Genomic DNA, 23658 nt, shown 5'->3' on the forward strand with positions numbered 1-23658 from the left:
AGTTGGGTATTGACGGCGGGCGCTGAATGACGCTGCGCGATTACGCTATCCGCTACGGGTTCATCGTGCTTCTGTTCGGGCTGATCGCGTATTTCGCCATCGCCGCCGACGGGTTCGTCTCGCCGCAAAGTGCCGTCTTCATTTTCCAGTCGGTCGCCATCACCGGCGTGCTGGCGCTGGGCGTCACCGCCACACTGGTTGTCGGCGGCTTCGATCTCTCGATCGGCTCGGTCGCCACATCGGCCATGATGGCGGCTGCCTATGTCATGGTGGTGCTGGAGCAGAACGTTGTCGTCGCTGTCCTCATCTGCCTGCTCATCGGCGCCCTTGTCGGCCTCATCAATGGCTGGCTGATCGTCTATATGCGCGTGCCCGATCTGCTGGCGACGCTCGGCATGATGTTCCTGCTCGTCGGCTTGCAGCGCATCCCGACTGAAGGACGCTCCATCGCCACCGGTATGACAATGCCGGACGGCTCGGTCGCCAACGGCAAATTCTCCGACGCCTTCCTGGCGCTCGGCCGCCACCGCTTCGACTTCTTCATCCCGAACCTCATTCCGGTCTCGGTGGTCGTGCTGATCGTGCTCGCCGTGCTGATCTGGTTCTTCCTCGAATACACACGCTTCGGCCGCATGATGTATGCCGTGGGCAGCAATGAACGGGCCGCCGAACTCGCCGGCGCGCCTGTCAAGGCATACAAGATCTGGGCCTACGTCATTTCAGGAGTTTTTGCCTCGATCGGCGGGATTTTGCTGGCCGCACGGCTTGGACGCGGTGACATCGCGTCGGGTAATAATCTGCTGCTCGATGCGGTTGCCGCGGCGCTGATCGGCTACGCGGTGCTCGGCGCCGCCAAGCCGAACGCCTTCGGCACCGCCATCGGCGCGCTGTTCGTCGGCATCCTGCTGCAAGGCCTGACGATGATGAACGCGCCTTACTACACGCAGGATTTCGTCAAGGGCGTGGTTCTCGTCGTCGCCCTTGTCTTTACCTTCGCCCTTTCCGGCCGGGGCAGGAGATAGAATGGCTGCCGGGACAGTTTTGGGTTCAACAAACGGAGGAAAGAACGTGAACATCACAAGACGACTTTTGGGGAAGGTCGCGCTCGGATTGGCCGGCGCAACAATGCTGATGCAGGTCCCGGCCTTTGCCGCCGACAAGCCGGCGCCGTTCGACAAGCCCGGCGTCAAGATCGCGCTGGTGCGCTATCTCTCGACCGGCGATTTCTTCCAGGCCTATCTCTCGGGCGTCGAGTCCCAGTCCAAGGCGCTCGGCATCGATCTGCGCGTGCTCGACAGCCGCCAGGACGCCGCCCTTCAATCCGACATGGTCGACCAGGCCATCGCACTCGGCGTGCAGGGCATCATCATCCAGCACGGCCTGACGGAATCGATGAAGGACGCCGCCCAGCGCGCGGTCGATGCCGGCATCAAGGTCGTCGCCTTCGACGTCAATGTCGAAAACCCCAAGATCCCGCAGATCGAACAGTCCGACAAGGACCTTGCGCGCCTGGCGCTCGAGCAGGCGGTCAAGGACAATGGCGAGAGCTGGAACGCCGGCTATGTCTATGTCGCTGGCATCGCGCCGCTCGACCGCCGCAACGAGACCTGGGTCGACGTGAAGAAGAAACATGCCGGCATCAAGGAAGTCGCGATGTTCGGCACGCTCGACAACCCGATCGCCAACTCGGTCGCCAACCAGGCGCGCTCGGTGCTGCAGGCGCATCCCGACATCAATGTGATGTTCGCGCCCTATGACGAGTTCGCCAAGGGTGTGAAGATCGCCGTCGACGAGGCGGGGCTGAACAAGAAGATCAAGATCTACTCCGCCGACATCTCTACCTCGGACATCGCGGCCATGCGCGAGACCGACAGCGCCTGGGCCGCCACCGCCGCCACCAACCCTGCCGTCGTCGGCCAGGTCTCGGTGCGCGCGCTGGCGCAGCTGCTCGCCGGTGAAGATCCCGGCCACAACGTCGTCGTGCCGCCGACGCTGATCACCCAGAAGGACCTGATCGACAAGGACATCAAGAACATGGAGGACCTGTCGGCCAAGCTGCCGCAATTCGCCCATGCCGATGTCGCCATGCCGGCCTGGATGCCGAACCCGAACGCGAAGTAGGATCGGTCGTCTGATAGATGCGAAGGGCGGCTATGGGCCGCTCTTTTCATATTGATGGTAAGCCTGCCGGCCTACAACCAATGGTCTGGATCGCGCATCCCGGGGACAATCGCCACAGCGATAACACCATCGGGCTGCGGCTCGTAGATGATGATATAGCGGTCTTCGACGAGCACGCGGGCCGTTGCGCTTAACTCGGGCCGTGCGCTGCCCATCTTGGGGTGCTGCGCCGCCAGCTCCAGTCTTTCGAAAATGCGCATCAACAGTCTGTCTGCTGCCTTTTCATTGTCGGCGGCGATGGTGTGCCAGATGTCTCGCAAATCCTGCGAAGCGCGCGGTGTGAGCCGATGGCTAGCCACGGGCGCGGCGTTCTGCCTTCAGGCTGCGAATGAACTCGGTGTGGTCGACAGCCACTGGCTTGCCGCTGCCCATCCCGTCGGCATAGGCCCGCTTCAAGTGCTGGAGTTCGAGCGTGCGCAATTCCTCGCGCTGCTCCCATAAGCGCAGGGCGTCGCGGACAATCTCGCTGTTGGAAGCATAACCGCCACCTTCGATAGCGCTTTGCAGGCGAGCTATCTGCTGCGCGGTAAGGGATATGGTGAGGGTGCGCATAGGTTCGTTTTTCATACCCACATTATAATGCAGCCAACAAGATCTAACAATATCTGTTAGGAATCTGCCCCTGCATCATGACCGCCCGACGCGCACCAGCCACCGCGCCGTCCTCGCCATGCAGGCGTGCAGCACCGGAACACCATATTCGATGGCAGGCAGGTCATGCGGCGCCCTTGGCGGGATCGCCAGCATCCGCCATGCCCGCCCGGCGGCAGGCAAAGCTGCGTCCCATCAGACGGTGTCGCCAGCGCGCCGTCCTTGAAATCGCTCAGCAGCCATTGGCCTTCGCGGGTGACGAAGGTGGGAACGAGTCGTATTTCGCCGATCCAGAGTACGCATGACATGGTTGCCGAAAGCAGCGAAACCTCATGCTCGGCGGAGCGCCCGCCGAACAGCACGCCGACACGAAGTCTCTTCGCAGCCATCGACAACTCCACCAAGGATCAGGGTCGGAGCTCGCATGCGAAACACAAGGCGCGCCCTAAAGTGGTCGAGCAATAGGCCAAGGATTGGAGTGGATTTTGACCAGTTCGAGCAGTTTTTCAGCACGACCTGCAAAAGCAGTTCTCCGCCTGGAGTCCTTCAGGTGGGAGAGCGGTTCGTCGTTTTGGTGAACGATGAACCGCTCCAGGTCTATGTCTAGCGCAGCGCTGCGGCGATGTTGCCACCGTCGACCGTCGTCACATCGGCGGTGGTGCGTTCGGCCAATGCTTGGTGCAGGAAGGCCTGCGCCACGTCTTCTGCCGTCACCTCCTGTCCGAGCAGATTGCCCGACATGTATTCCTTCTCCGACACGCCGCGCGCGCCGGAACGGCTGGCGATCATGGCGTCGGTCAACAGGCCGGAGCGGATGCGGTCGGCGTTGACCGCATTGGAGCGGATGCCGTGCGCGCCGTAGTCGAGCGCATATTGCCGGGACAGGAACAGCGTCGCCGCCTTCGGCACACCATAGGCGCCGAATTTCGGACCCGGGTTGACCGCCTGCTTGGAGGTGTTGAACAACAACACACCGCCGGTGCCCTGTTCCAGCATGATGCGCACCGCGTTCTGCGCCGCCGACTGGTGGGCGAAGAAGTTGAGCTCGAAACTCTTGCGCAGCAGGGCATCGTCGAGCTCGCCGATGCGGCCTTCCCAGGCGGCACCGGCGTTGGAGACCAGAATGTCGACGCCGCCATAGACAGCGACAGCTTTGTCGAAGGCGGCGCGCAGCTCGGCCGGGTTGGTGATGTCGGCGCCGACGCCGATCGAATTGTTGCCGGCTGCCTTTNTGCCTTTGCCGCCTCGGCCGCCCTGGCCGCATCGAGATCGACGACGACGGCATGCGCGCCATTGGCGGCGAACAGTTTTGCCGTCGCAGCACCGATCGCGCCGGCGCCGCCAGTGATCAGCACCACCTGGCCGGTCAGCGGCTTCGGCTTGTTGGAGGCGAGCTTGGCCTGCTCAAGCGACCAGTACTCCAGCGGGAAGAGGTCGGCCTTCGATAGAGGATGGAAGCTGCCGACGGCCTCGGCGCCGCGCACCGCCTCGATCCACATCTCGCCGACATCAGATGCGATCTTCGCATCCTTCAGCGTGCGGCCATGGCCGAACATGCCGAGGCCCGGCACCAGCGTCAGCCGCGGCATCGGGTCGAGCATGGTGCGCTGGACGTCGTCCAGCGCATCGTTGGTTTCGAAATAGGCGCGATAGTCGTTGGCGAAGGCGTCGACATGGCTCTTGATGACGGCCTTGTAGTCGCCAATCTTGTCGGCGTCTGGCGCCGGAACCGCCATCGGTCCGGTCTTGATGCGGATCGACAGGTCGGGCGTCGACACGCCGCGTCCGGCATAGTCTGCAATGCCGGCTGAGTTGATGAAATCGACGATGGCGTCCGAAGTGCGGAAATCGCTGATCATGCGGTCGAAGCGGCCTTCGCCACGCGCCACCGCCACCGCGCCACGCAGCATCGGCGCGATCGCTGCCGGCGTTGCGAGCTTGGCCGGCAGTGCGGCTTTCGCTGCCTTCGGCTTGCCGTTCTTCGCCACATAGTCTTCGGCCACGTTCACATAATGGATCATGCGGTCATAGGCCTGCTTCGCAGCGTCGCCGAAGGTGAAGATGCCATGCTTGTCGAGGATCAGGCCTTCGACGCTGGGGTCGGCGTCGTAGACATCGGCGGCCACCTTGGCGAGGTCGAAGCCCGGCTTGATGTAGGGCACGTACCCCATCTTGTCGCCGAACACGGTCTTGATCAGCGGCTTGCTGTCCGCCTGGTCGACGATGGCGAGGATCGCGGTCGAATGCGTGTGGTCGACGAATTTGTGCGGCAGGAAGGCGTGCAGCAGCGTCTCGACCGATGGATTGGGGGAGGCGGGGTCGATGAGGTTCGCCCGCTGCAGCGCCACCATGTCCTCGTCGGCGAGGCTGGCCAGCGCACGCGCCTTCAGCAGCGCGCCGAGCTTGACCGCCGGCAGGCCTTGCGGCTCGATCACACCCATGTCCCAGCCGCTGCCCTTGACGCACAGCACATCCCATTCGTCGCCGACGAGATCGGTGGCCTTGGTCTTGCAGGAGGTGTTGCCGCCGCCATGCAGCACCAGCCGCGGCTCGCCGCCGAGCAGCCGGGTCGTGTAGACGCGCAGCGCGAGGTCGCGGGCAACGCCCTTTTTCGCATAGTCGGCAACCAGTCTTTCCGCGTCGCCGTCATTCCAAAGGTTCTTCATGTCGCTATGTCCGCTTTGCTGTCTTTGATGTTGCTGTGAACAGGAGTGCCGCGACGCCTTGATGACAATGCGCCTGCTGCTGGGATTTCGTTGGTCAGGAAGCCTTTTTTGCCCCCGCACTGGCTCCGGCATGGTCGAGCAGCCGCCGCGCCATGCTGGCGCCGACGACGAGATGCGTGCAGAGTCCGCCGGCGAGCGCGGCGAGCAGCGGTTCGAACTTGCTGTCTTCCTGCACCACCATCAGCCGCTTTTCGATCTGGCGCAGTGACGACAGCGAGGCCGAGATGACGCGGCGGTTGTAGCTGCAGTCGAGCGCCTTGCCGGTGGCATCGATGATCTGGCCGGCAACGACGCCGGCGGCGCCCGCTTCGCGCAACAGCCCCATCTCGCCGGGGCTGAGCGCGCCGCATTTGACGACATGGCTGTCGCCATCGACGGTGCCGACCGAATAGAGCGCCAGATCGCAGTTGGCAATATCGGCCAGTTGTTCGCGGATCACCGGTTCGGCGCGCAGCCCATGCGCCAGCAATTCCGTCGTCAGCACCAGCGGCGCGTAGAAATTGAGGCCCTTGGCGTTGAGCCGCCGGGCGATCTCCATCGTGCACTGGTCGGGACGGTAGGAGTAGGGCGCGCCGAGATTGCCGCAGAGCTGCACAACGGTGACGTCCTGCAGGTCGGCATAGGACATGACGTCGGCGATGGTGTAGACGGTGCGGCCCCAGGCGACGCCGATCCGGTCGCCCTTCTTGACCAGTTCGAGAAAGACGCCCGCCGCCAGCACCGCAACGTCCGTCGAAGGGTCGACGACATAGGCATTCTCCGGCGCGATCCACACCGCATCAAGCTTGAGCGCGTCCTCGAGCTGGCGCGCAAGCACGTCGTCGGTGAACAGCTGCGTCGAGGTCGAGATGTTGACGATGCCGGTCTCGCGCGCCTTGCGCAAATACATGGCGACCGAGGCGCGGGAGATGTTAAGCTGGCTGGCGACCTGGTCCTGGCGCAGGCCATGGGCATAATAGAGCCATGCGGCCTTGTGGATAAGCTGTTCTGCCGGTCGGATCGCCATGCCGTCTCCTCGGCTGACATTATTCACGGCTCTCGACAAAAGTCAAACTGGCGTGGGTACACGATACCTCTTTGCCCATCGAATCTGGACGATCATTGCGCCAAATGTGCCCGGTCGGGAATCGCCGATGGTGACGTGGCGGGAAGCTGTGGTTAGAAGTTCTCAACAATGAAAATTCGGGGAGCACGGGATGGGCAGTCCCTACGAGCAGGATCTCGGCAAGAACGCCGCCAACCATCAGCCGCTGACGCCGCTCACCTATCTGGAGCGGGCGGCAAGCACCTATCCCGATCATGTCGCCATCATCCATGGCAGCCAGCGCATCACCTATCGCACCTTCTGGCAGCGCTCGCTGAAGCTCGCCTCGGCTCTGTCGAAGCGCGGCATCGGCAAGGGTGATACGGTGACCGTCATGCTGTCCAACACGCCCCCCATGCTGGAGGCGCATTTCGGCGTGCCGATGGCCAAAGCGGTGCTGCATTCGCTCAACACAAGGCTCGATGCCGCCGTCATCGCGTTCCAGCTCGACCATGCCGAGACCAAGGTGCTCATCGTCGACCGCGAATTCGCTGCTGTCGTCAAACAGGCACTGGCACTGGCCAAGGTGAAGCCGCTGGTCATCGACTATGACGATCCCGACTATGCCGCCGATGCACCCTATCCCAAGGGCGAGCGCATCGGCGCGATCGACTATGAGGCGTTCGTCGCCGGCGGTGACCAGGGCTACGCCTGGTCGATGCCCGACGACGAATGGGACGCCATCTCGCTCAACTACACCTCCGGCACGACAGGCAATCCGAAGGGCGTCGTCTACCACCATCGCGGCGCTGCCCTGATGGCTTACACCAACACCATCCATGCCGGCATGGCCAAGCACGCCGTCTATCTGTGGACGCTGCCGATGTTCCACTGCAATGGTTGGTGCTTCCCATGGACAATGGCCGTCCAGGCCGGCACCCATGTCTGCCTGCGCTGGGTGCGGCCGAAGCCGATCTACGANGGATTCAAGCAGCGGCGCGATCTGCGATGATTTGCGCCGCCGCCGGAAGCCGTGCTGTCAGGCATGGCCGATGCCGGCTTTGCCGTCACCCATCTCTACGGCCTGACCGAGACCTATGGCCCGGCGGTCGTCAACGAATGGCACACCGCCTGGGACGGTCTCGACAAGGGCGAACGCAGCGCCAGAAAGGCCAGGCAGGGCGTGCGCTATGCCGCACTCGAAGGCCTGACGGTGATGGACGCGGAGACGATGCAGAAGACGCCGGCCGACGGCGAGACCATCGGCGAGGTCATGTTCCGCGGCAACATCGTCATGAAGGGCTATCTGAAGAACAGGAAGGCGACCGACGAGGCTTTCGCCGGCGGCTGGTTCCACTCCGGCGACCTCGGCGTCATGCATCCCGACGGCTACATCCAGCTCAAGGACCGCTCCAAGGACATCATCATCTCCGGCGGCGAGAACATTTCATCGATCGAGGTCGAGGAAGCCCTCTACAAACACCCGTCCGTGGCGTCCTGCGGCGTCGTCGCCAAGGCAGACGACAAATGGGGCGAGGTGCCGGTCGCCTATGTCGAGCTGAAGCCCGGCAAGGTGGCAAGCGAGGCCGAGATCATCGAACACTGCCGCGCGCTGCTCGCCCGCTTCAAGGTGCCGAAGGCGGTGATTTTTGCCGAGATCCCGAAGACATCGACGGGGAAGATCCAGAAGTTTCAGCTGCGGGAAATGGCGAAGGGATCTTAGTTCCAGAGCGCAACGGCACGCGCAAGGTCGAGTTCGCGCACACCCTCTGTCACCAAATTATACGCGTACGTCGAATTCGCATTGACACTTCCCTCTTTTCGATTTACGACTGACGAAAGTTGAAATTCGTCACTCATAAATCGACAGAGAGCCATGTCCGAAGCCGCCAGCATAATGGCCGACTCCACCCGCCAGGAGAATGTCACCCGCATTCTCGACTGTGCCGAACGCCTGTTCCGGCACTATGGTTACGGCAAGACCAATGTCGCCGACATCGCCCGCGAACTCGGCATGTCGCCGGCCAATATCTACCGTTTCTTCGCCTCCAAGGTCGAAATCCACCAGGCCGTCTGCGGCCGCATGCTCCTCGCCAGCTACAACATGGCCTACGAGATTTCCCGGTTGCCGATCAGCGCCGAGGAGCGGCTGCGCCGCTACGTGCATGCGCAGTACAAGATGACGCTGGAAGTCATGCTCGACGACCAGAAGGTCCACGAAATGGTCATCGTCGCGCTCGAGCGCGACTGGGGCGTCATCGACAAGCATATCGACAGCATTCACGACCTGTTTGCCGAGGTCATCCGCGAGGGCATCGAGGCCGGCGAGTTTGCCGACCAGGATCCGGTCATCGCATCGCGCTGCTTCGGCGCCGCCACCGTCATTCTGTGCCACCCGCAAATGGTGGCGCAGTGCCTTGCCAAGACCAATCGGGCGATGCCCGACGATCTCATCGATTACGCGATCAAGGCTCTGAAGTAATAGCCGCCGCCCGCCGGGCGCCGGTGTCGACCGTTCATCTCCAGTCGGGAGTACGAAAGTGTCTTTGTCCAGTTCCATCATCCGCAAGCTGCCGGTCGCCGGCCTGATCGTCGCCACGCTCGGGCTCGCCGCCTGCAGCCAGGAGAAGACCGAGGTCCAGGACATCATCCGTCCGGTCAAGGTGGTCGAGATCGGCCAGGCCGAAAAGAGTCGCGAACTCACCTATTCCGGCTCGGTGCGAGCCCGTACCGAAATGAACCTCGGCTTTCGCATCTCGGGCAAGGTCACTGAGCGTCTGGTCGACATCGGCCAGCATGTGACGACAGGCGATGTGCTAGCCCGTATCGATCCCACGGACTATGAGTTGTCGGTCAAGAGCGCCAAGGCCAGCCTCGACGCCGCCGAGCGGCAGGTCGAGACGGTCGATCTGTCCCGCAAGCGCGCCGAACAGCTTTTTGCCAAGAACTTCACCTCCAAGTCGCAGCTCGAACAGGCGACGCTGAGCTACAACCAGGCGGTAGCGACGCGCGATGCCGCCCGCTCTACCCTTGCCCAGGCGCAGAACCAGGTCGTCTACACCGATCTCAAGGCGAGCGAGAACGGCATCGTCACGGCGGTCTCGGCCGATGTCGGCCAGGTGGTCGGCGCCGGAACGCCTGTGATGACCGTCGCCGTCGACGGCGAAAAGGAAGTGCTGATCGCGGTTCCCGAAATGGACATCGCCGCCTTCAAGCCGGGAAAGGACGTCAAGGCCAGCTTCTGGTCCGATGACGCGCTGGCGCTCTCCGGCAAAGTGCGTGAAGTCGCCGGCAGCGCCGACCAGCAGTCGCGCACCTTTGCCGTCCGCGTCTCGCTGCCCGACGACCCGCGCGTGCTGCTCGGCATGACCGCCAACATCGAGGCCTCGGTGGCCAAGAAGCAGGAGATGGTGTCGATCCCGCTCAGCGCGCTTGCGGAAAAGGATGGTCGCAAGATTGTCTGGACCGTCGACCGCGCCGGCGAGACGGTGCACGAGCGCCTGGTCAAGGTTGCGGAGTTCACCGCCGAGGGCGTCAGCGTCGCCGACGGGCTCAAGCCGGGGGATGTCGTCGTTGCCGCCGGCACCCAGTTCATGACCGAGAATCTCAAGGTCAAGCTGACCGGCGATGCGGTCCAGGCCGCCTCTGCGGAAGGCGATGCCGCAAAGGCCCTGCGCTGACCGCAGGCATGAAGCCGGCTTGATCGTCGCTTCGGCGAAAAGGCTGGGCAAGCGAATTCAGGGTTTCCGGGCGGCGAGCGCCCGATGGTCGAGACGCCAAGATCGAGTTCCCCCGCATCGATCCGCGCGTCCCACCGCGATGAGTGTCTCTCTGCTCGGAAAGCCTCGCCGCCCGGAAGCCAGCATCGGAATATCCTAGCTGCATGCAAAGCCATGCGCGCACGATCAACGAATTGGACTGACGCCGATGACCACCACCGACAGCACTGAAAAGCAGCCTTTCAATCTTTCGCGCTGGGCCATCGGCCATCCCTCGATCGCGCGCTTCCTGTTCGGTCTGATCATCATTGCCGGCGCGCTCGGCCTGATGCGCATGGGCCAGAAGGAAGACCCCGATTTCACTTTCCGCGTCATGGTCGTCCAGGCGATCTGGCCGGGCTCCTCGATCCAGGAGATGGAAGACCAGGTCGTCAACAAGATCGAGCGCAAGCTGCAGGAAACGCCGCACCTCGACTTCGTCCGTTCCTACACCCGCGCCGGCAGCGCCATCATCACCGTCCAGATCAAGGGCGACACCAATGCAGAGGAGGTGAAGGACGCCTTCTACCAGGTGCGCAAGAAGGTTGGCGACATCTCCGGCGACCTGCCGCAAGGCCTGCTCGGGCCCTATTTCAACGACGAGTTCGGCGACACCTTCATCACCCTGCACTCGATCGGCGGCGACGGCTACAGCTATCCGGAGCTGAAGAAATTCGCCACCCAGGCTCGCGACATGCTGCTGACGACGCCGGGCGTCGAGAAGGCCGTCATCATCGGCGACCAGCCGGAGAAGCTTTATATCGACGTCTCGTCCAAGGCCCTGGCCGAACGCGGCCTGACGCTGACCGACCTGCAGAACGCCATCAAGGGCCAGAACAATGTCGATCCGGCGGGCTCCGTCGACACCGGCCTGCGCTCGGTGCGCATCTCGGTCGAGGGCGATGTCACCAGGGCTGCCGACATCAGGGAATTGCGCCTGCGCGCCGGTGGTCAGGTGACACGTCTTGGCGATATTGCCACCGTGAGTTCCGGTCTCGAAGATCCCTATCAGCGCAAGTACCGCTTCAACGGCCACGAAAGCGTCCAGGTCGGCGTCGTCATGGCCAAGGGTTTTAACGTCAGGGACGTCGGCACGGATGTCGAGGCGACCTACAAGCGCTTTGAGGAAGCGCTGCCCTACGGCGTTGCGGTCGACCAGATTTCCAACCAGCCCGAGGTTGTCAAGGACGCCGTCAACGAGTTCATGGAGGCGCTCGGCGAGGCGCTGCTGATCGTGCTTGCTGTCTCGCTGCTGTCGATCGGCTGGCGTTCCGGCCTGGTCATCGCCATTGCCATTCCGCTGGTGCTGGCCGCCACCTTCGCCATCATGTACGAGCTCGGCATCGATCTGCAGCGCATTTCGCTCGGCGCCCTGATCATCGCGCTCGGGCTGTTGGTCGACGACGCCATGATCGTCGTCGAGATGATGGAGCGCAAGCTGGAGGAGGGGCTGGTCAAGATCGAGGCGGCGAGCTTCGCCTATTCCTCGACCGCCTTCCCGATGCTGAGCGGCACGCTGATCACCATCGCCGGCTTCATCCCGGTCGGCTTCGCCGCCTCGACCGCCGGCGAATATGTGCGCACGCTGTTCTATGTCGTCGGCATCGCGCTCGTCGTGTCGTGGTTCGTCGCCGTCTATTTCACGCCGTGGCTGGGCTACATGATCCTCAAGCAGCGCAAGCATGCCGGCAACCATCATGACGCCTTCGACACCGGCTTCTACCGGCGGCTGCGCGCCACGGTCGGCTGGGCGGTGCGCCACCGCATCATCGTTCTGGTGATGACGCTGGTCACCTTCGCCACCAGCCTGTGGGCGTTCCAGTTCATCCCACAAAACTTCTTCCCGCAATCCTCGCGGCCGGAAATCCTCGTCGATCTCTGGTTGCCTGAGGGAACCTCGATCAAGGAAGTCGAGACGCAGGCCAAGGCGCTGGAAGCCCGGATGATGGACGACAAGGACAAGCGCTTCATCGCCACCTATATCGGCGAAGGCGCGCCGCGCTTCTTCCTGCCGCTCGACCAGCAATTGCGCAATCCGAACTATGCGCAGCTTCTGGTGATGGCCAATGACGAACCGGCGCGCGAGCGGCTGATCCTCAAGCTGCGCTCAATCCTGGCGCAGGATTTCCCCTCGATCCGTTCCAAGGTCGACCGTCTGTTCCTCGGCCCGCCGACCGGCTGGCCGGTGCAGATGCGCATCATGGGTCCGGACCGCCAGGAGGTGCGCCGCATCGCCGACCAGGTGAAGGCGAAATTCGCCGGAAATCCGCTGCTCGGCGCCGTCCATGACGACTGGCTGGAGCCGGTACCGGCGATGAAGCTGGTCATCGACCAGGACCGCGCCCGTGCGCTTGGCGTCACCTCGCAGCGCATCCGCCAGATGCTGCAGGCAGCGATGTCCGGCGCGCCGCTCGATGACTTCCGTGATGGCGAGGAGACGGTTTCCATCGTCGCCCGCGAACCGGACGCCAGCCGCAGCCTGCTGTCCTCGGTCGACTCGGTCTATATCCCGACCGATTTCGGCGGCTTCGTGCCGCTGTCGCAGGTGGCCAAGGTGGTGCCGGTGCTCGAGCAGGGCGTCGAATGGCGGCGCGACCGCCTGCCGACCATCTCGGTGCGCGCCACGCTGCCGGATGGCGTGCAGTCGAACGACCTCGTCACCAAGCTCTACAATGACATGCAGGGCATGCGCGCCGGCCTGGCGCCCGGCTACAAGATCGAGATCCAGGGCGGTGCGGAAGATTCCGCCGAAAGCCAGGCCTCGATTGCCGCCAAGGCGCCGATCATGCTGGCCGTCATCGTCGTGCTCCTGATGATCCAGCTGCAGCATTTCGGCAAGGCGATGCTCGTGCTCGCCACCGGTCCGCTCGGCATCATCGGTGCGGCGGCGGCTCTGTTGATCAGCGGCGCGCCGTTCGGCTTCGTCGCCATCCTCGGTGTCATCGCGCTGCTCGGCATCATCATGCGCAACTCGATCATCCTGGTCGACCAGATCGATCAGGACATCGCCAGGGGGATGGACCGATCGGAGGCCATCATCGGCTCGGCCGTGCGCCGTTTCCGGCCAATCGTGCTGACGGCGATGACGGCGGTGCTGGCGCTGATCCCGATCTCGCGTGCGGTGTTCTGGGGACCGCTCGCCTACGCCATGATGGGCGGCATCCTCGTCGCCACCGTACTCACCATCCTGGTGCTGCCGGCAGGCTACGCGCTGTTCTTCGGCCGCGAGCCGAAGAAAGGCAGGAAGCCGGCTGATGAGGCGGTGCAGGACAATGACAGGCCGCCACTGGCGCTGGCCGCCGAGTAGGCGCTGCTGGGGCACAGGATCTTCCTTGGAAAATGCTGGAACGCCGTACGCTTGACGTGCGGCGTTCTGGCTTTCTCCTTCCCGGTGGCACCGAGCACCCAGGCAAGTATCTCAACACCAGGCGGGTTCATCAAAATAGGTTGAACGGCCACCTGTATGAAAATGCTTCGCGGCGCCGGTTTTGCAAAACAGAATTCCTTTCCAGGACAACAAAGCCGTCCGATCCTGCTTACATATCGGAGCGGCAACGCTCATTCGCATCAGGTGATCATCCCATGGTAGACAATAAGCAATTGCGGCTCGGCGCCTTCATGCGTCCGGTCAGTCTTCACACCGGGGCCTGGCGCTATCCCGGCTCATATCCCGATGCCAACTTCAACTTCGCCCATCTGAAGCGCTTCGCGCAGACGCTTGAGGCGGCGAAGTTCGACGCCTTCTTCATGGCCGACCATCTGGCCGTTCTCAACATGCCGATCGAGGCGCTACGGCGCAGCCACACGGTGACCTCGTTCGAGCCGTTCACGCTGCTGTCGGCGCTCGCCGCCGTCACTGATCATATCGGCCTTGTCGCCACCGCATCGACGACCTTCGACGCGCCCTATCACATTGCCCGTCGCTTCGCCTCGCTCGACCATATCAGCGGCGGCCGCGCCGGCTGGAACATCGTCACCACATCCAATCCCGACGCCGCGCTGAACTTCGGCCTCGACGAGCATGTCGAGCACGACGAGCGCTATCACAATGCGCGGGAATTCTACGATGTGGTGACCGGCCTCTGGGACAGCTTTGCCGACGACGCCTTCATCCGCGACGCCGAGAGCGGGCTCTATTTCGATCCCGCGAAGCTGCATGTGCTCGACCATAAGGGTGAGCATCTCTCGGTGCGCGGCCCGCTCAACATTGCGCGGCCGGTGCAGGGCTGGCCGGTCATCGTCCAGGCCGGCGCGTCTGAGGCCGGGCGGCAGCTGGCAGCCGAAACGGCGGAGGTGATCTTCGCCGCCCATTCCGATCTGGCGTCCGGGCAGCGCTTCTTTGCCGATGTCAAAAGCCGGGCCGAGAAGCTCGGCCGTTCGCGCGACGACATCAAGATCCTGCCCGGCGCCTTCGTCATGGTCGGCGACAGTGTCGAGGAAGCACAGGCCAAACGCGCCAAGCTCGACAGCCTGGTCTATTACGAGAGCGGCATTGCCTCGCTGTCGATCGCGCTCGGCCATGACGCGTCGGCCTTCGACCCCGACGCGCCCTTGCCCGAAATCCCCGAGACCAATGCCTCGAAGAGCGGCCGCGAGCGCGTCATCGAGCTGGCGCGCCGGGAGAATTTGACCGTCCGCCAGCTGGCGCAGCGGCTCGGCGGCTATTCCGGCCTTGCCTTCGTCGGCACGCCGAAAACCATCGCCGACGCGATGGAGGAATGGTTGGTTGCCGAGGGGTCAGACGGCTTCAACGTCATGTTCCCCTATCTGCCTGCCGGGCTCGATGACTTCGCCGAGAAGGTGGTGCCCGAGCTGCAGCGGCGAAAGCTCTTCCGGCGCGAGTATGAGGGCACCACCTTGCGCGAGAACCTCGGCCTGAAGCGTCCGCCGAACCGGTTCTTCGAAGGCTCCGAAGCGGCCACTCGCAAGGCCGGCTGACGTCCTGCCACAAAAAGAAACGGGCGCGCCGAAGCGCGCCCATTCTTTTCAGCCATCACTTTCAGATGACGAAGTACCAGTTGGCGAGCAGCATCACCACCAGGCCGGCGACCAGCGTCAGGTAGGGCAGCATGCCTGCCTTTTTGACCGAGAGGTCTGCGCCCGCCATGCCGAGGTCGGCCAGCATGTGGTCGGGGAACCTGCCCTTGTCTTGGACGTAGTGCCGGTAGCAGAACACCGGGATGATCAAGGCGGCTGTGATCAGGCCGGCCCAGAGCGCCATCGGGTTCCACACCTTGGCGCCGGCGCCCATGAAGATGGCGTTTACATAGGCGAAGATGGCGCCGAGGCCGAGCAGCCAGCTCGGCGCCTTCCAAGGCCGGTTGATGTGGCCGTTGTCGATGCGGTGGATCCAGCCGGCATTGAGGTTGAGGAAGTTGAAGATGATGTAGCCGCAGTTCGACACGGCGAGGATGAAGAAGAAGCTCGTCGCGTCGGCCGAGGCGATGGCCAGCACGATCAGGTTGAAGACGAGATCGGTCCACATGGCGCGCGTCGGCGCGCCATGCTCGTTGACGTGGCTGAGATAGCGCGGCAGCCAGCCATCGACCGAGCCCTGGTAGAGCGTGCGCGACGAGCCGGCCATTGCCGTCATGATGCACAGCACCAGCGCCAGGATCATCAGCATCACCAAGAGGCTGTGGATCAATGCGCCACCCCCGACCATGCCGGCCAGTGCATCGGCAACACCGGAGCCGTCGACGATCGGCGTCGCCAGCATGCCGTTGAGGCCCAACACGCCCTGGAAGGTGAAGGGCACCAGGATGAACAGAAGCATGCAGAGCAGGCCGGAATAGAAGATCGCCTTGAACGTGTCGGTGCCGGGGTTCTTGAACTCCGATGTGTAGCAGACGGCGGTCTCGAAGCCGTAGGTCGACCACGCCGCGATGAACATGCCGCCCAGAACCAGCGTCCAGCCGGCAATGTTCCACGAGCCGGGCTCCGGCGCGTAAGCCGCCGCCAGCGGCACCAGCGGCGAAAAGTTCGCCCAGTTGATCTGGCCGGTGACGATCGGCACGACACCGACGATCAGCATCGGGATGATGACCAGGAGGCCGATATACTTCTGCACATTGGCGGTGCCGAGAATGCCGCGATGCTGGATCGAGAAGATGATCAGCATCAGCACCGCGCCGATGAAGAAAGTGGCATTGAGGGTGAAGGAGACAGGACCTAGCGTGTGGCTGAACAGCGTCCAGTTGCGGATCGCCGGCGTGGCCGCCGCGGTCACCGCGGCGATGGCGTCGGCAGGCACCGTTCCGGCATGCGCCGCGATATAGGCGACGACGTCCGGCGACGCCTCGGTGAACAGCGGCACCGGCGCCAGCGCGTTGAGAATATAGGCGGCGGCGATCGAGCAGCCGAGCGACAGCACCGGCGACCAGGCGAACCAGTTGCACCACACCGACAGCGGCGCGATGAACTTGGAATAACGCAGCCAGGCGGTGGCGCCGTAGATCGAGGCGCCGCCCGACTTGTTCGGGAACAGGCCGGCGATCTCGGCATAGGTGAAGGATTGCAGGAAGCCCATGATCATGGAAGCGATCCAGATCCCGAAGGCCAGCGTTCCCGTCGTTCCGGCAATGCCGCCGATCGAAAACAGGACAAGGGCAGGAACGCCGCTCGCCACCCAGAAGGCGCCGCGCCAGTCGATGTTGCGGAGCAGCTTGCCTTCAGCGGGCTGCTCCAGGGCAGTGGTAATCGTGCTCATCTGTCTGAATTCCCCATTTTGTGTTCCCGGCCGGTGATGCCTCGGCTTCGCGAAGCTTGTTCCCCGGTACATGACCGCACGACTCCAGTGTTTCCACTCAGTCGTATTTTTTTCTTAACAGTGAAGATTGATCCGGCGCGCTTTCACGTCAAGTGATTTGTGGGGTCGTGCACATCACGGTTGCGAAACGCTCGCTTTGTCCTTCTCCCCTTGTGGGGTGAGAAGCGGTCCGCGGTAGCGGACGGAAAGCCAATTGCTTTCGAGCTTCGAACGCCCTGAGCCTGCGAAGGGCCGGGGGTGCAACCCTCAGGATCGCGGCCTGGTCTTTTGCGGATCGTAGTGGGCGAAGGCCACGACGCGCGCCGGCAGCCGCTTGGCCTGCCCGTCGAGTTTGCCGATCTCGACCTCTGTGCCGGTGGCCGCATGGGTGACGTCAAGCCTCGCCAGAGCGATGTTCTTGTTCAGCACCGGCGAGCGCATGCCCGAGGTGACGACGCCGGTCTGGGCGCGGCCGATATGGACACAGTCGCCATGGCCGACCGCGACATTGCTGTCGATGTCGAGGCCGACGAGCTTGTGCTGCGGATGTTCCTTGCGCCTTATCAGCGCCTCGCGGCCGATGAAATCGTCGGTCTTGGTCTTCAACGGCACGGTGAAACCAATGCCCGCCTCGAACGGGTCGGTCTGGTCGGAGAATTCGTAACCGGCGAAGATCAGCCCGGCTTCGATGCGCACCATGTCGAGTGCCTGCAGGCCCATCGGCTTCAACCCATGCGGCTGGCCGGCCTCCCAGATGGCATCGAACACTTTTTCGGCGTCGCGCGGATGGCACCAGATCTCGTAGCCGAGCTCGCCGGTATAACCGGTGCGCGACACCACGACCGGAATGCCATTGCCGCCGCCGATGCGCGCGACAGCGAAGCGGAACCATTCGAGTTCGTCGATCGACGGTTGCAGCGGCGAGGTCCAGACCACCTCTCTCAAAATATCGCGGCTCTTCGGTCCCTGCACGGCGACATTGTGCATCTGGTCGGTGGACGAGCGCACCAGCACGTTGAGGCCAAGCTTCTTTGCCGTCTCGCGCAGCCATTCGCCGGACAGGTCATCGCCGCCGACCCAGCGGAAATTGTCCTTGCCGAGCCGCAGCAGCGTGCCGTCGTCGATCATGCCGCCATGCTCGTAGCACATGGCGGAATAGACGACCTGGCCGACGCCGAGCTTCTTGACGTCGCGGGTCAGCGTGTATTGCAGCAGCGCTTCGGAATCGGGACCGGTGACCTCGAACTTGCGCAGCGGCGACAGGTCCATGATCACCGCGTCCTGCCGGCAGGCCCAGTACTCGGCGATCGGCCCCTCTTTGGCGAAAGAATTGGCCAGCCAATAACCCCGGTATTCCACGAAGTTGCGGGTGTGCTTGGCGAAGGATGAATGAAAGGCTGTCTCGCGGGTCATTTTCGGTTCCGAATCGGGCGTCATGCGTCTGGCGATCGCTCGCGAGAATTTGTGTTGGCCGGAATAGGTTCGCACATGGATGTCGGTCGGGTTCCAGCCATTGGCCGGTGTCGTGTCGTCGGGACAGGCGGAGGAGACGCAGACGATGTCGGTGAGCGCCCTGAGCAGAACATAGTCACCCGCCCGCGACCACGGCTCGTCCGACACCATCACGCCATGGGCGTCGATCGCCGTGTTGAAGAAGAAGTTGATCGCCATCCAGCCGGCGCGGGGCGTCACGCCCTTGTCGGCCAGCGCGCGATTGAAGTTCTCCGAGCAGTTGGTGTGGCCGGGATAGCCGATGTCATCGTAATATTTGGCGGCACACGCCAGCGCGAATGCGTCGTGTCGCCCGCATGTGTCCTGGATAACCTCGACCAGCGGCTCCATGTCCTGGTCGTAATATTTCGAATGCAGGCCCGGCATCGGGTAGCTCGACCCCATCAGCGTGCGCGTGGTCGTTACGTCGAGCGGATGGTCGAGACCCTTGTCCAGCTTGCGCGCAGAAAAGCACTGGAAGTCGGTGCACTGGCGACCATCGACGTCGATGATCTGCAGATAGTCGCCGGCCTTGACGAAATAGGATTCGGCGGTTGCCGAATGGACGCGCAAATCGAGCACCGGATCGGCGAGCGGATCGGCGAGCTGCGATTTCGATTTCAGGCGCACCGTGGCACGGCGGACGATGACGGTGAGCGGCGTTGCCGTGTCGTGGCCGTCGACCAGCATCGGCCCGCCGGGTGCGGCAATCAGCATCGCGCCGTCGCGCCTGACCGTGAATGCCTGCTCGGTGCCGGCAGGCGTTGCGCCGCCGAACACACGCACCGCCTTGGGCTCGTCGAGCTGCACCTGGCGGCGCTCAAGGCCACGACGGACGGAAGCCAGGCTGTCATCGCCCTCGGCCAGAAGCGCCTTGATCCCGGCGGCATTGCTGTTGGACTTTTCGCCGAGGATGGAAGGATCGGTGGCGCCGGTCCTGTCCCAGGCCAGCAACTCGCAAGCCTGCCCGCCCTCGACATTGCGCACGGTGAACGTATCGCCGGCCTCGACCTCGATCAGCACCGCGCCATTCCCCAAGATAGTATGGCGCTCCATGCCCGGCGGCAGCGCGATCTGGCCGGGCCTCAGGATGAGGCTCGGCCGCGGCGGTCCGGCTGCGACAGAGGGGTAGGGCGACTGGCTCATCTCAGCCTTGCGGTTCGAGAAACAAGTTTGCCTGTGTGTAAAATTATTTTAGCAGCAAGAATAGCAGCGCGGTTGGGTTTGGCAAGGTGGAGGGTGGCGTTCTCGCCGCGGTCGCTAAGGCCGAACCTTGCCGATCAGCCCTATCTTCCGAACGTCAGCGCTGCCCCTCATCTGGCTGCCGCCATCTTCTCCTCGTAAACGGGGCGAAGGACGCTGTCGTCGCCGGCTTCGCCAATCGCCAACGTTGCAGGATGAGCGCCGAGGCTGCGGCCAGCTTCTTTCTCCCCGTCACTATACCGGGAGAAATGCCCGGCAGGGCAATGAGGGGCGGCGCCAACATCTGAAACTATCGAGCTAAAGCTCCTCGGAATGCTCGATAGCCACACCATACTCCGCAGCCGAATCCAACATCGTGTGCCACAGACTTTCGGCAAACGTCGCAAACACCAGGAGGTTGAACACCGCCTGCCCATCCGCCTTGTCACCACCACGCCAGAGGGTGACGCTGGTGTGATCCATCGAGGTCGTGGCAGCAGCGCCAACCGGAAACGCATCGGGATGCAAATCAATCGACGACAGTTTCGCCAGCATGGCGCGCGCCTTGAGGCCGCAGATGCTGATCAGCACGCGTGCATGCGATTGGTCGGATAGCGAAGCGGAAGATGCAAAGGTCTGAGCGAGCACCTCAGTCCTGCCACCCTTCGACAGGACAAAAAACTGATCCGGTCCCGACCAGATCAGCGTCGCATCCGCGGTGCCAACCGCCTTCGGCGTTTCCGGAGCCGCGACGCCGAAACGAGCGTTCGCGGCCTCGGCCAAATCACCCGCCTTGCCGCGCCGTGCCATCACCTGGACGAGGTCGAAATTGCGGATCTCGGTCAACGACACACCGGCATCGCCTTGCACGCCGTAAGCGCCAGGAGCGAGCGCGCGCTTGAGCGGGCTGCGAACATCCCAGGAAAAATCAGCCACGCTGGCGCCCTCCATCGGGATCGTAGAAGACGGGATTGCAGAGTTCGACATCATAGTCTTCACCGCGCAGCGGATCATGCGCGTGGACGATCTCGCCGATGCGTTCGCGGCCGCGCTCGACAAGGCCGAGACCGATCCACTGGTCGAGCGTCGGCGAGAAGCAGACCGAGGTGACGTAGCCCTGATCGTTATCAGGCCCGGGCGTCTGGCCCTCCGGGATGATGTGCGCGCCGGAGCGCAGGCGGCGCGCCTTGTCGACGGGCTTGATGCCGACCACGACCTGCCGGTCCGGCGCCACCAGCGCCTCGCGGCCGGCCATGACGCGACCGATGAAATCCTTCTTGGTCGACATCATCTTGCCGAGGCCGAGATCGGCGGCGGTCGTCGTGCCGCTCAGTTCCGGTCCGGCGACATGGCCCTTTTCAACGCGCATGACGCCGAGGGCTTCTGTGCCATACGGCGTCACGCCGAACGGTTTTCCCGCCAGCATCAAATTGCGTGCCATCGCTTCACCGTAACGCGCCGGCACCGAAATCTCGAACGCCATCTCGCCGGAGAAGGAGATGCGGAACAGCCGCGCCTTGATGCCGCCGCGCAAAGCGACTTCGCGCACGCCCATGAAGGGAAAACCTTCGTTCGAAAGGTCCTCGGCAGGGTCGACGATTTCCTTCAACAGGTCTCGCGTCCTTGGCCCGGCAATCGAGAACTGCGCCCACTGGTCGGAGACCGAGGTCAGTTGCACGTCGAGTTCGGGGAATAGCACCTGCCGGCAGAATTCGAGATGCTGCATCACCAGCCCGGCCTTCGCCGTGGTCGTGGTGAGGAAATAATGGTCCTCGGCCAGCCGCGAGGTCGTGCCGTCATCATAGACGAGGCCGTCCTCGCGCAGCATCAGCCCGTAGCGGGCTTTTCCCACGGCAAGGTTTGAGAAGGTGTTGATGTAGACGCGGTCGAGGAAGGCGCCGGCATCGGGGCCGTGCACATCGATCTTGCCCAGCGTCGAGACATCGCAGAAGCCGACGCCCGAGCGCACCGCCTTGACCTCGCGGGTGACCGATTCCAGCCAGTCCTTCTCGCCCGCGCGCGGATACCATTGCGCGCGCTTCCACAGGCCGGTGTCGACAAAGATCGCGCCTTGTTCGGCCGCCCAGTGATGCGACGGCGTCAGCCGCGTCGCATGGAAATTTTCGTCGCGATGGTGGCCGGCAAAGGCGCCGATGGCGACCGGCACGTACGGCGGGCGATAGATGGTCGTGCCGGTCTCGGGAATGGATTTGCCCGACACCGCCGCCATGATGGCGAGGCCGGCGACATTGGACGTCTTGCCCTGGTCGGTCGCCATGCCGAGCGTGGTGTAGCGCTTCAGATGCTCGACCGATTCAAAACCCTCGCGCTGCGCCAGCTCGATGTCGGACGCGGTGACGTCATGCTGCTGGTCTACAAAGGCCTTGCCTTTGCCGGCGACGTGCCAGAGCGGGGTCAGTGAGAAGGACTCGTCGCCGGCAACAGCTGCAGAGCCCGGATTGCCATTGCGTCCCGCGTCCCGCGCCGCTGCGGCGCCGGCCTCGAAACCTGCGCGCAGGCAGGCGCCTAGCCCGAAGTCGCCGTTAGCCGCACCTGCGGCGACCATACCGGGCGGCGCGCCGTCCGGCACGAAGGCGGCGATGTCGTCTCGCCATTTCGGCCGGCCGCGATGGTAAGAGGTGAGCCCGACCGCCGGATTCCAGCCGCCGGAAACGGCAAGCCCGTCGGCCTCGACCTCGGCGCGCGCGCCGCCGGTCAGCGACACCGCTATTTTTCTTACGCCGTCCTTGCCGCCGTCGACGCCGCTGACCGAACCATGCAGCACGGTGAAGCCGTTCATGGAAGCGAGAGAACGATGGGCAGGCGAGACGTCAGGCCGCGCGTCGATCACCGCCGCGATCTGCAGCCCGGCGCCGAGTGCCGTCTCGACCGTGCGCCAGCCATCCTCATTGTTGGTGAACAGCGCGATCCGCTTTGCCGGCGTCGCCGCATAACGTGTGACGTAGGTGCGGATGGCGGACGCCATCATCACGCCGGGCGTGTCATTGCCGGCAAAGACGATGGGACGCTCAATCGCGCCGGCGGCGACGACGCAGCGCTTGGCCACGATGCGCCACAGGCGCTGGCGCACCTGATGCTCGGGCGGCACCGGCAGATGATCGTTGACCCGCTCGATCGCGCCATAGGTACCGCCGTCATAGACGCCGAACAGGGTCGTGCGGGTCATGATGCGGACATCCGGCATCGAGCTGAGCTCGGCCAGTGTGCGCGACAGCCACTCCGCGGCCGGCAGACCGTCGATCGTGCCGCCATCCGACAACAGACGGCCGCCGGGCGCAAAATCTTCTTCGCACAGGATGACGCGCGCACCGCTGCGGCCTGCAGCGAGTGCGGCGGCGAGACCGGCCGGACCAGAGCCGGCGATCACCACATCGCAATGCGCCCAGGCCTTGTCGTAGTGATCCGGATCGGGGGTGACCGCCGCGCGACCCAGACCCGCGGCGCGTCGGATCGCCGGCTCGTAGACCATTTCCCAGAATTTTGCCGGCCACATGAAGGTTTTGTAGTAGAAGCCGGCGACGAAGATCGGTGCGAACAGCTGGTTCACCGACATCACATCGTGGCGCAGCGACGGCCAGCGGTTCTGGCTGGCCGCTTCGAGGCCTTCATAGAGTTCGGCCGTCGTGGCCTTGGTGTTGGCCTCGCGCCGTGCGCCGGTGCGCAGTTCGACCAGCGCGTTGGGTTCTTCCGAGCCCGCAGTCAGAATGCCGCGCGGACGATGGTATTTGAACGAGCGGCCGACCAGCTTGACGCCATTGGCGACCAGCGCCGACGCCAGCGTGTCGCCCTGGAAGCCGGAGAGGCTCTTGCCATCGAAGCGGAAGTTGAGCGGCGCCGAGCGGTCGATGAGACCGCCGGATGTGAGACGATGGGATTGGCTGGAACTCACGATGGCCGGCCTCTCATCGATCCAATGCCAGGCGGGACCGTCGCGCT

14 protein-coding genes and 2 pseudogenes are annotated in these 23658 nt (G+C 63.7%); 7 read left to right on the top strand and 9 right to left on the bottom strand.

Annotated features, from left to right (window positions below; translation table 11 throughout):
* Nucleotides 1-26 precede the first annotated feature (26 nt).
* Both X730_RS155465 and X730_RS155460 read left to right on the top strand, forming a co-directional pair.
* Entirely contained in the window at nt 27-1022 is a 996-nt protein-coding gene (locus X730_RS155465) for an ABC transporter permease (protein WP_023668572.1), read from the top strand.
* Nucleotides 1023-1068: 46 nt separating this feature from the next.
* Complete coding sequence (locus tag X730_RS155460) at nt 1069-2121, top strand: substrate-binding domain-containing protein (RefSeq protein WP_023687049.1); 1053 nt, start codon at nt 1069-1071, stop codon at nt 2119-2121.
* A 71-nt stretch (nt 2122-2192) separates the two neighbouring features.
* Here the strand turns inward: X730_RS155460 and X730_RS155455 are convergent, their stop codons facing one another.
* From X730_RS155455 to X730_RS155445, 5 genes and pseudogenes are all read right to left on the bottom strand, one after another.
* Nucleotides 2193-2480, bottom strand: a complete 288-nt coding sequence (locus X730_RS155455; protein ID WP_023704831.1) for a type II toxin-antitoxin system RelE/ParE family toxin — start codon at nt 2478-2480, stop codon at nt 2193-2195.
* On the bottom strand, nt 2473-2733 hold the full coding sequence (locus tag X730_RS155450) for a type II toxin-antitoxin system ParD family antitoxin (protein WP_023704832.1): 261 nt from the start codon (nt 2731-2733) through the stop codon (nt 2473-2475). Before X730_RS155450 ends, X730_RS155455 begins: the two co-directional genes overlap by 8 nt.
* Before the next feature lie 56 nt (nt 2734-2789).
* Entirely contained in the window at nt 2790-3161 is a 372-nt protein-coding gene (locus tag X730_RS1000000165975; protein ID WP_196814807.1) for a hypothetical protein, read from the bottom strand.
* Nucleotides 3162-3375: 214 nt separating this feature from the next.
* Nucleotides 3376-5438, bottom strand: a pseudogene (locus X730_RS01000000164280) (bifunctional aldolase/short-chain dehydrogenase).
* 94 nt (nt 5439-5532) lie between these two features.
* A complete protein-coding gene (locus tag X730_RS155445; RefSeq protein WP_023684445.1) occupies nt 5533-6504 on the bottom strand; it encodes a sugar-binding transcriptional regulator in 972 nt (323 codons plus the stop codon).
* Between the two features lie 190 nt (nt 6505-6694).
* Here X730_RS155445 and X730_RS01000000164285 point away from each other — a divergent pair.
* The 5 genes and pseudogenes from X730_RS01000000164285 to X730_RS155425 all read left to right on the top strand — a co-directional run bounded on the left by X730_RS01000000164285 (nt 6695) and on the right by X730_RS155425 (nt 15218).
* Nucleotides 6695-8245, top strand: a pseudogene (locus X730_RS01000000164285) (acyl-CoA synthetase).
* 153 nt (nt 8246-8398) lie between these two features.
* Nucleotides 8399-9004 carry a TetR family transcriptional regulator gene (locus X730_RS155440; protein WP_023668564.1) on the top strand — a complete coding sequence of 202 codons (606 nt, stop codon included), beginning with the start codon at nt 8399-8401 and terminating at the stop codon, nt 9002-9004.
* Between the two features lie 58 nt (nt 9005-9062).
* Entirely contained in the window at nt 9063-10202 is a 1140-nt protein-coding gene (locus X730_RS155435; RefSeq protein WP_023738427.1) for an efflux RND transporter periplasmic adaptor subunit, read from the top strand.
* A gap of 247 nt (nt 10203-10449) precedes the next feature.
* Entirely contained in the window at nt 10450-13587 is a 3138-nt protein-coding gene (locus X730_RS155430) for an efflux RND transporter permease subunit (protein WP_023825983.1), read from the top strand.
* A 275-nt stretch (nt 13588-13862) separates the two neighbouring features.
* On the top strand, nt 13863-15218 hold the full coding sequence (locus X730_RS155425) for an LLM class flavin-dependent oxidoreductase (protein ID WP_023825984.1): 1356 nt from the start codon (nt 13863-13865) through the stop codon (nt 15216-15218).
* 61 nt (nt 15219-15279) lie between these two features.
* Here the strand turns inward: X730_RS155425 and X730_RS155420 are convergent, their stop codons facing one another.
* The 4 genes from X730_RS155420 to X730_RS155405 all read right to left on the bottom strand — a co-directional run bounded on the left by X730_RS155420 (nt 15280) and on the right by X730_RS155405 (nt 23611).
* A complete protein-coding gene (locus X730_RS155420; protein WP_023825985.1) occupies nt 15280-16989 on the bottom strand; it encodes an APC family permease in 1710 nt (569 codons plus the stop codon).
* Nucleotides 16990-17295: 306 nt separating this feature from the next.
* Nucleotides 17296-19665 carry an aminomethyltransferase family protein gene (locus X730_RS155415; RefSeq protein ID WP_023825986.1) on the bottom strand — a complete coding sequence of 790 codons (2370 nt, stop codon included), beginning with the start codon at nt 19663-19665 and terminating at the stop codon, nt 17296-17298.
* A gap of 354 nt (nt 19666-20019) precedes the next feature.
* Entirely contained in the window at nt 20020-20652 is a 633-nt protein-coding gene (locus X730_RS155410; protein ID WP_245261327.1) for a sarcosine oxidase subunit gamma, read from the bottom strand.
* Complete coding sequence (locus X730_RS155405) at nt 20630-23611, bottom strand: sarcosine oxidase subunit alpha (RefSeq protein ID WP_023825988.1); 2982 nt, start codon at nt 23609-23611, stop codon at nt 20630-20632. The genes X730_RS155410 and X730_RS155405 overlap by 23 nt, the downstream gene beginning before the upstream one ends.
* Nucleotides 23612-23658: the final 47 nt, after the last annotated feature.

It is taken from the genome of Mesorhizobium sp. L103C131B0, assembly GCF_000502275.1.
Classification (GTDB): Bacteria; Pseudomonadota; Alphaproteobacteria; order Rhizobiales; family Rhizobiaceae; genus Mesorhizobium.

Excerpts from the sequence above, each read along its gene's own strand:
- X730_RS155465 (WP_023668572.1), top strand. The coding sequence starts at position 27 with ATGACGCTGCGCGATTACGCTATCCGCTACGGGTTCATCGTGCTTCTG.
- X730_RS155450 (WP_023704832.1), bottom strand. The coding sequence starts at position 2,733 with ATGCGCACCCTCACCATATCCCTTACCGCGCAGCAGATAGCTCGCCTG.
- X730_RS1000000165975 (WP_196814807.1), bottom strand. The coding sequence starts at position 3,161 with ATGGCTGCGAAGAGACTTCGTGTCGGCGTGCTGTTCGGCGGGCGCTCC.
- X730_RS155445 (WP_023684445.1), bottom strand. The coding sequence starts at position 6,504 with ATGGCGATCCGACCGGCAGAACAGCTTATCCACAAGGCCGCATGGCTC.
- X730_RS155440 (WP_023668564.1), top strand. The coding sequence starts at position 8,399 with ATGTCCGAAGCCGCCAGCATAATGGCCGACTCCACCCGCCAGGAGAAT.
- X730_RS155430 (WP_023825983.1), top strand. The coding sequence starts at position 10,450 with ATGACCACCACCGACAGCACTGAAAAGCAGCCTTTCAATCTTTCGCGC.
- X730_RS155425 (WP_023825984.1), top strand. The coding sequence starts at position 13,863 with ATGGTAGACAATAAGCAATTGCGGCTCGGCGCCTTCATGCGTCCGGTC.
- X730_RS155420 (WP_023825985.1), bottom strand. The coding sequence starts at position 16,989 with ATGAGCACGATTACCACTGCCCTGGAGCAGCCCGCTGAAGGCAAGCTG.
- X730_RS155415 (WP_023825986.1), bottom strand. The coding sequence starts at position 19,665 with ATGAGCCAGTCGCCCTACCCCTCTGTCGCAGCCGGACCGCCGCGGCCG.
- X730_RS155410 (WP_245261327.1), bottom strand. The coding sequence starts at position 20,652 with ATGGAGGGCGCCAGCGTGGCTGATTTTTCCTGGGATGTTCGCAGCCCG.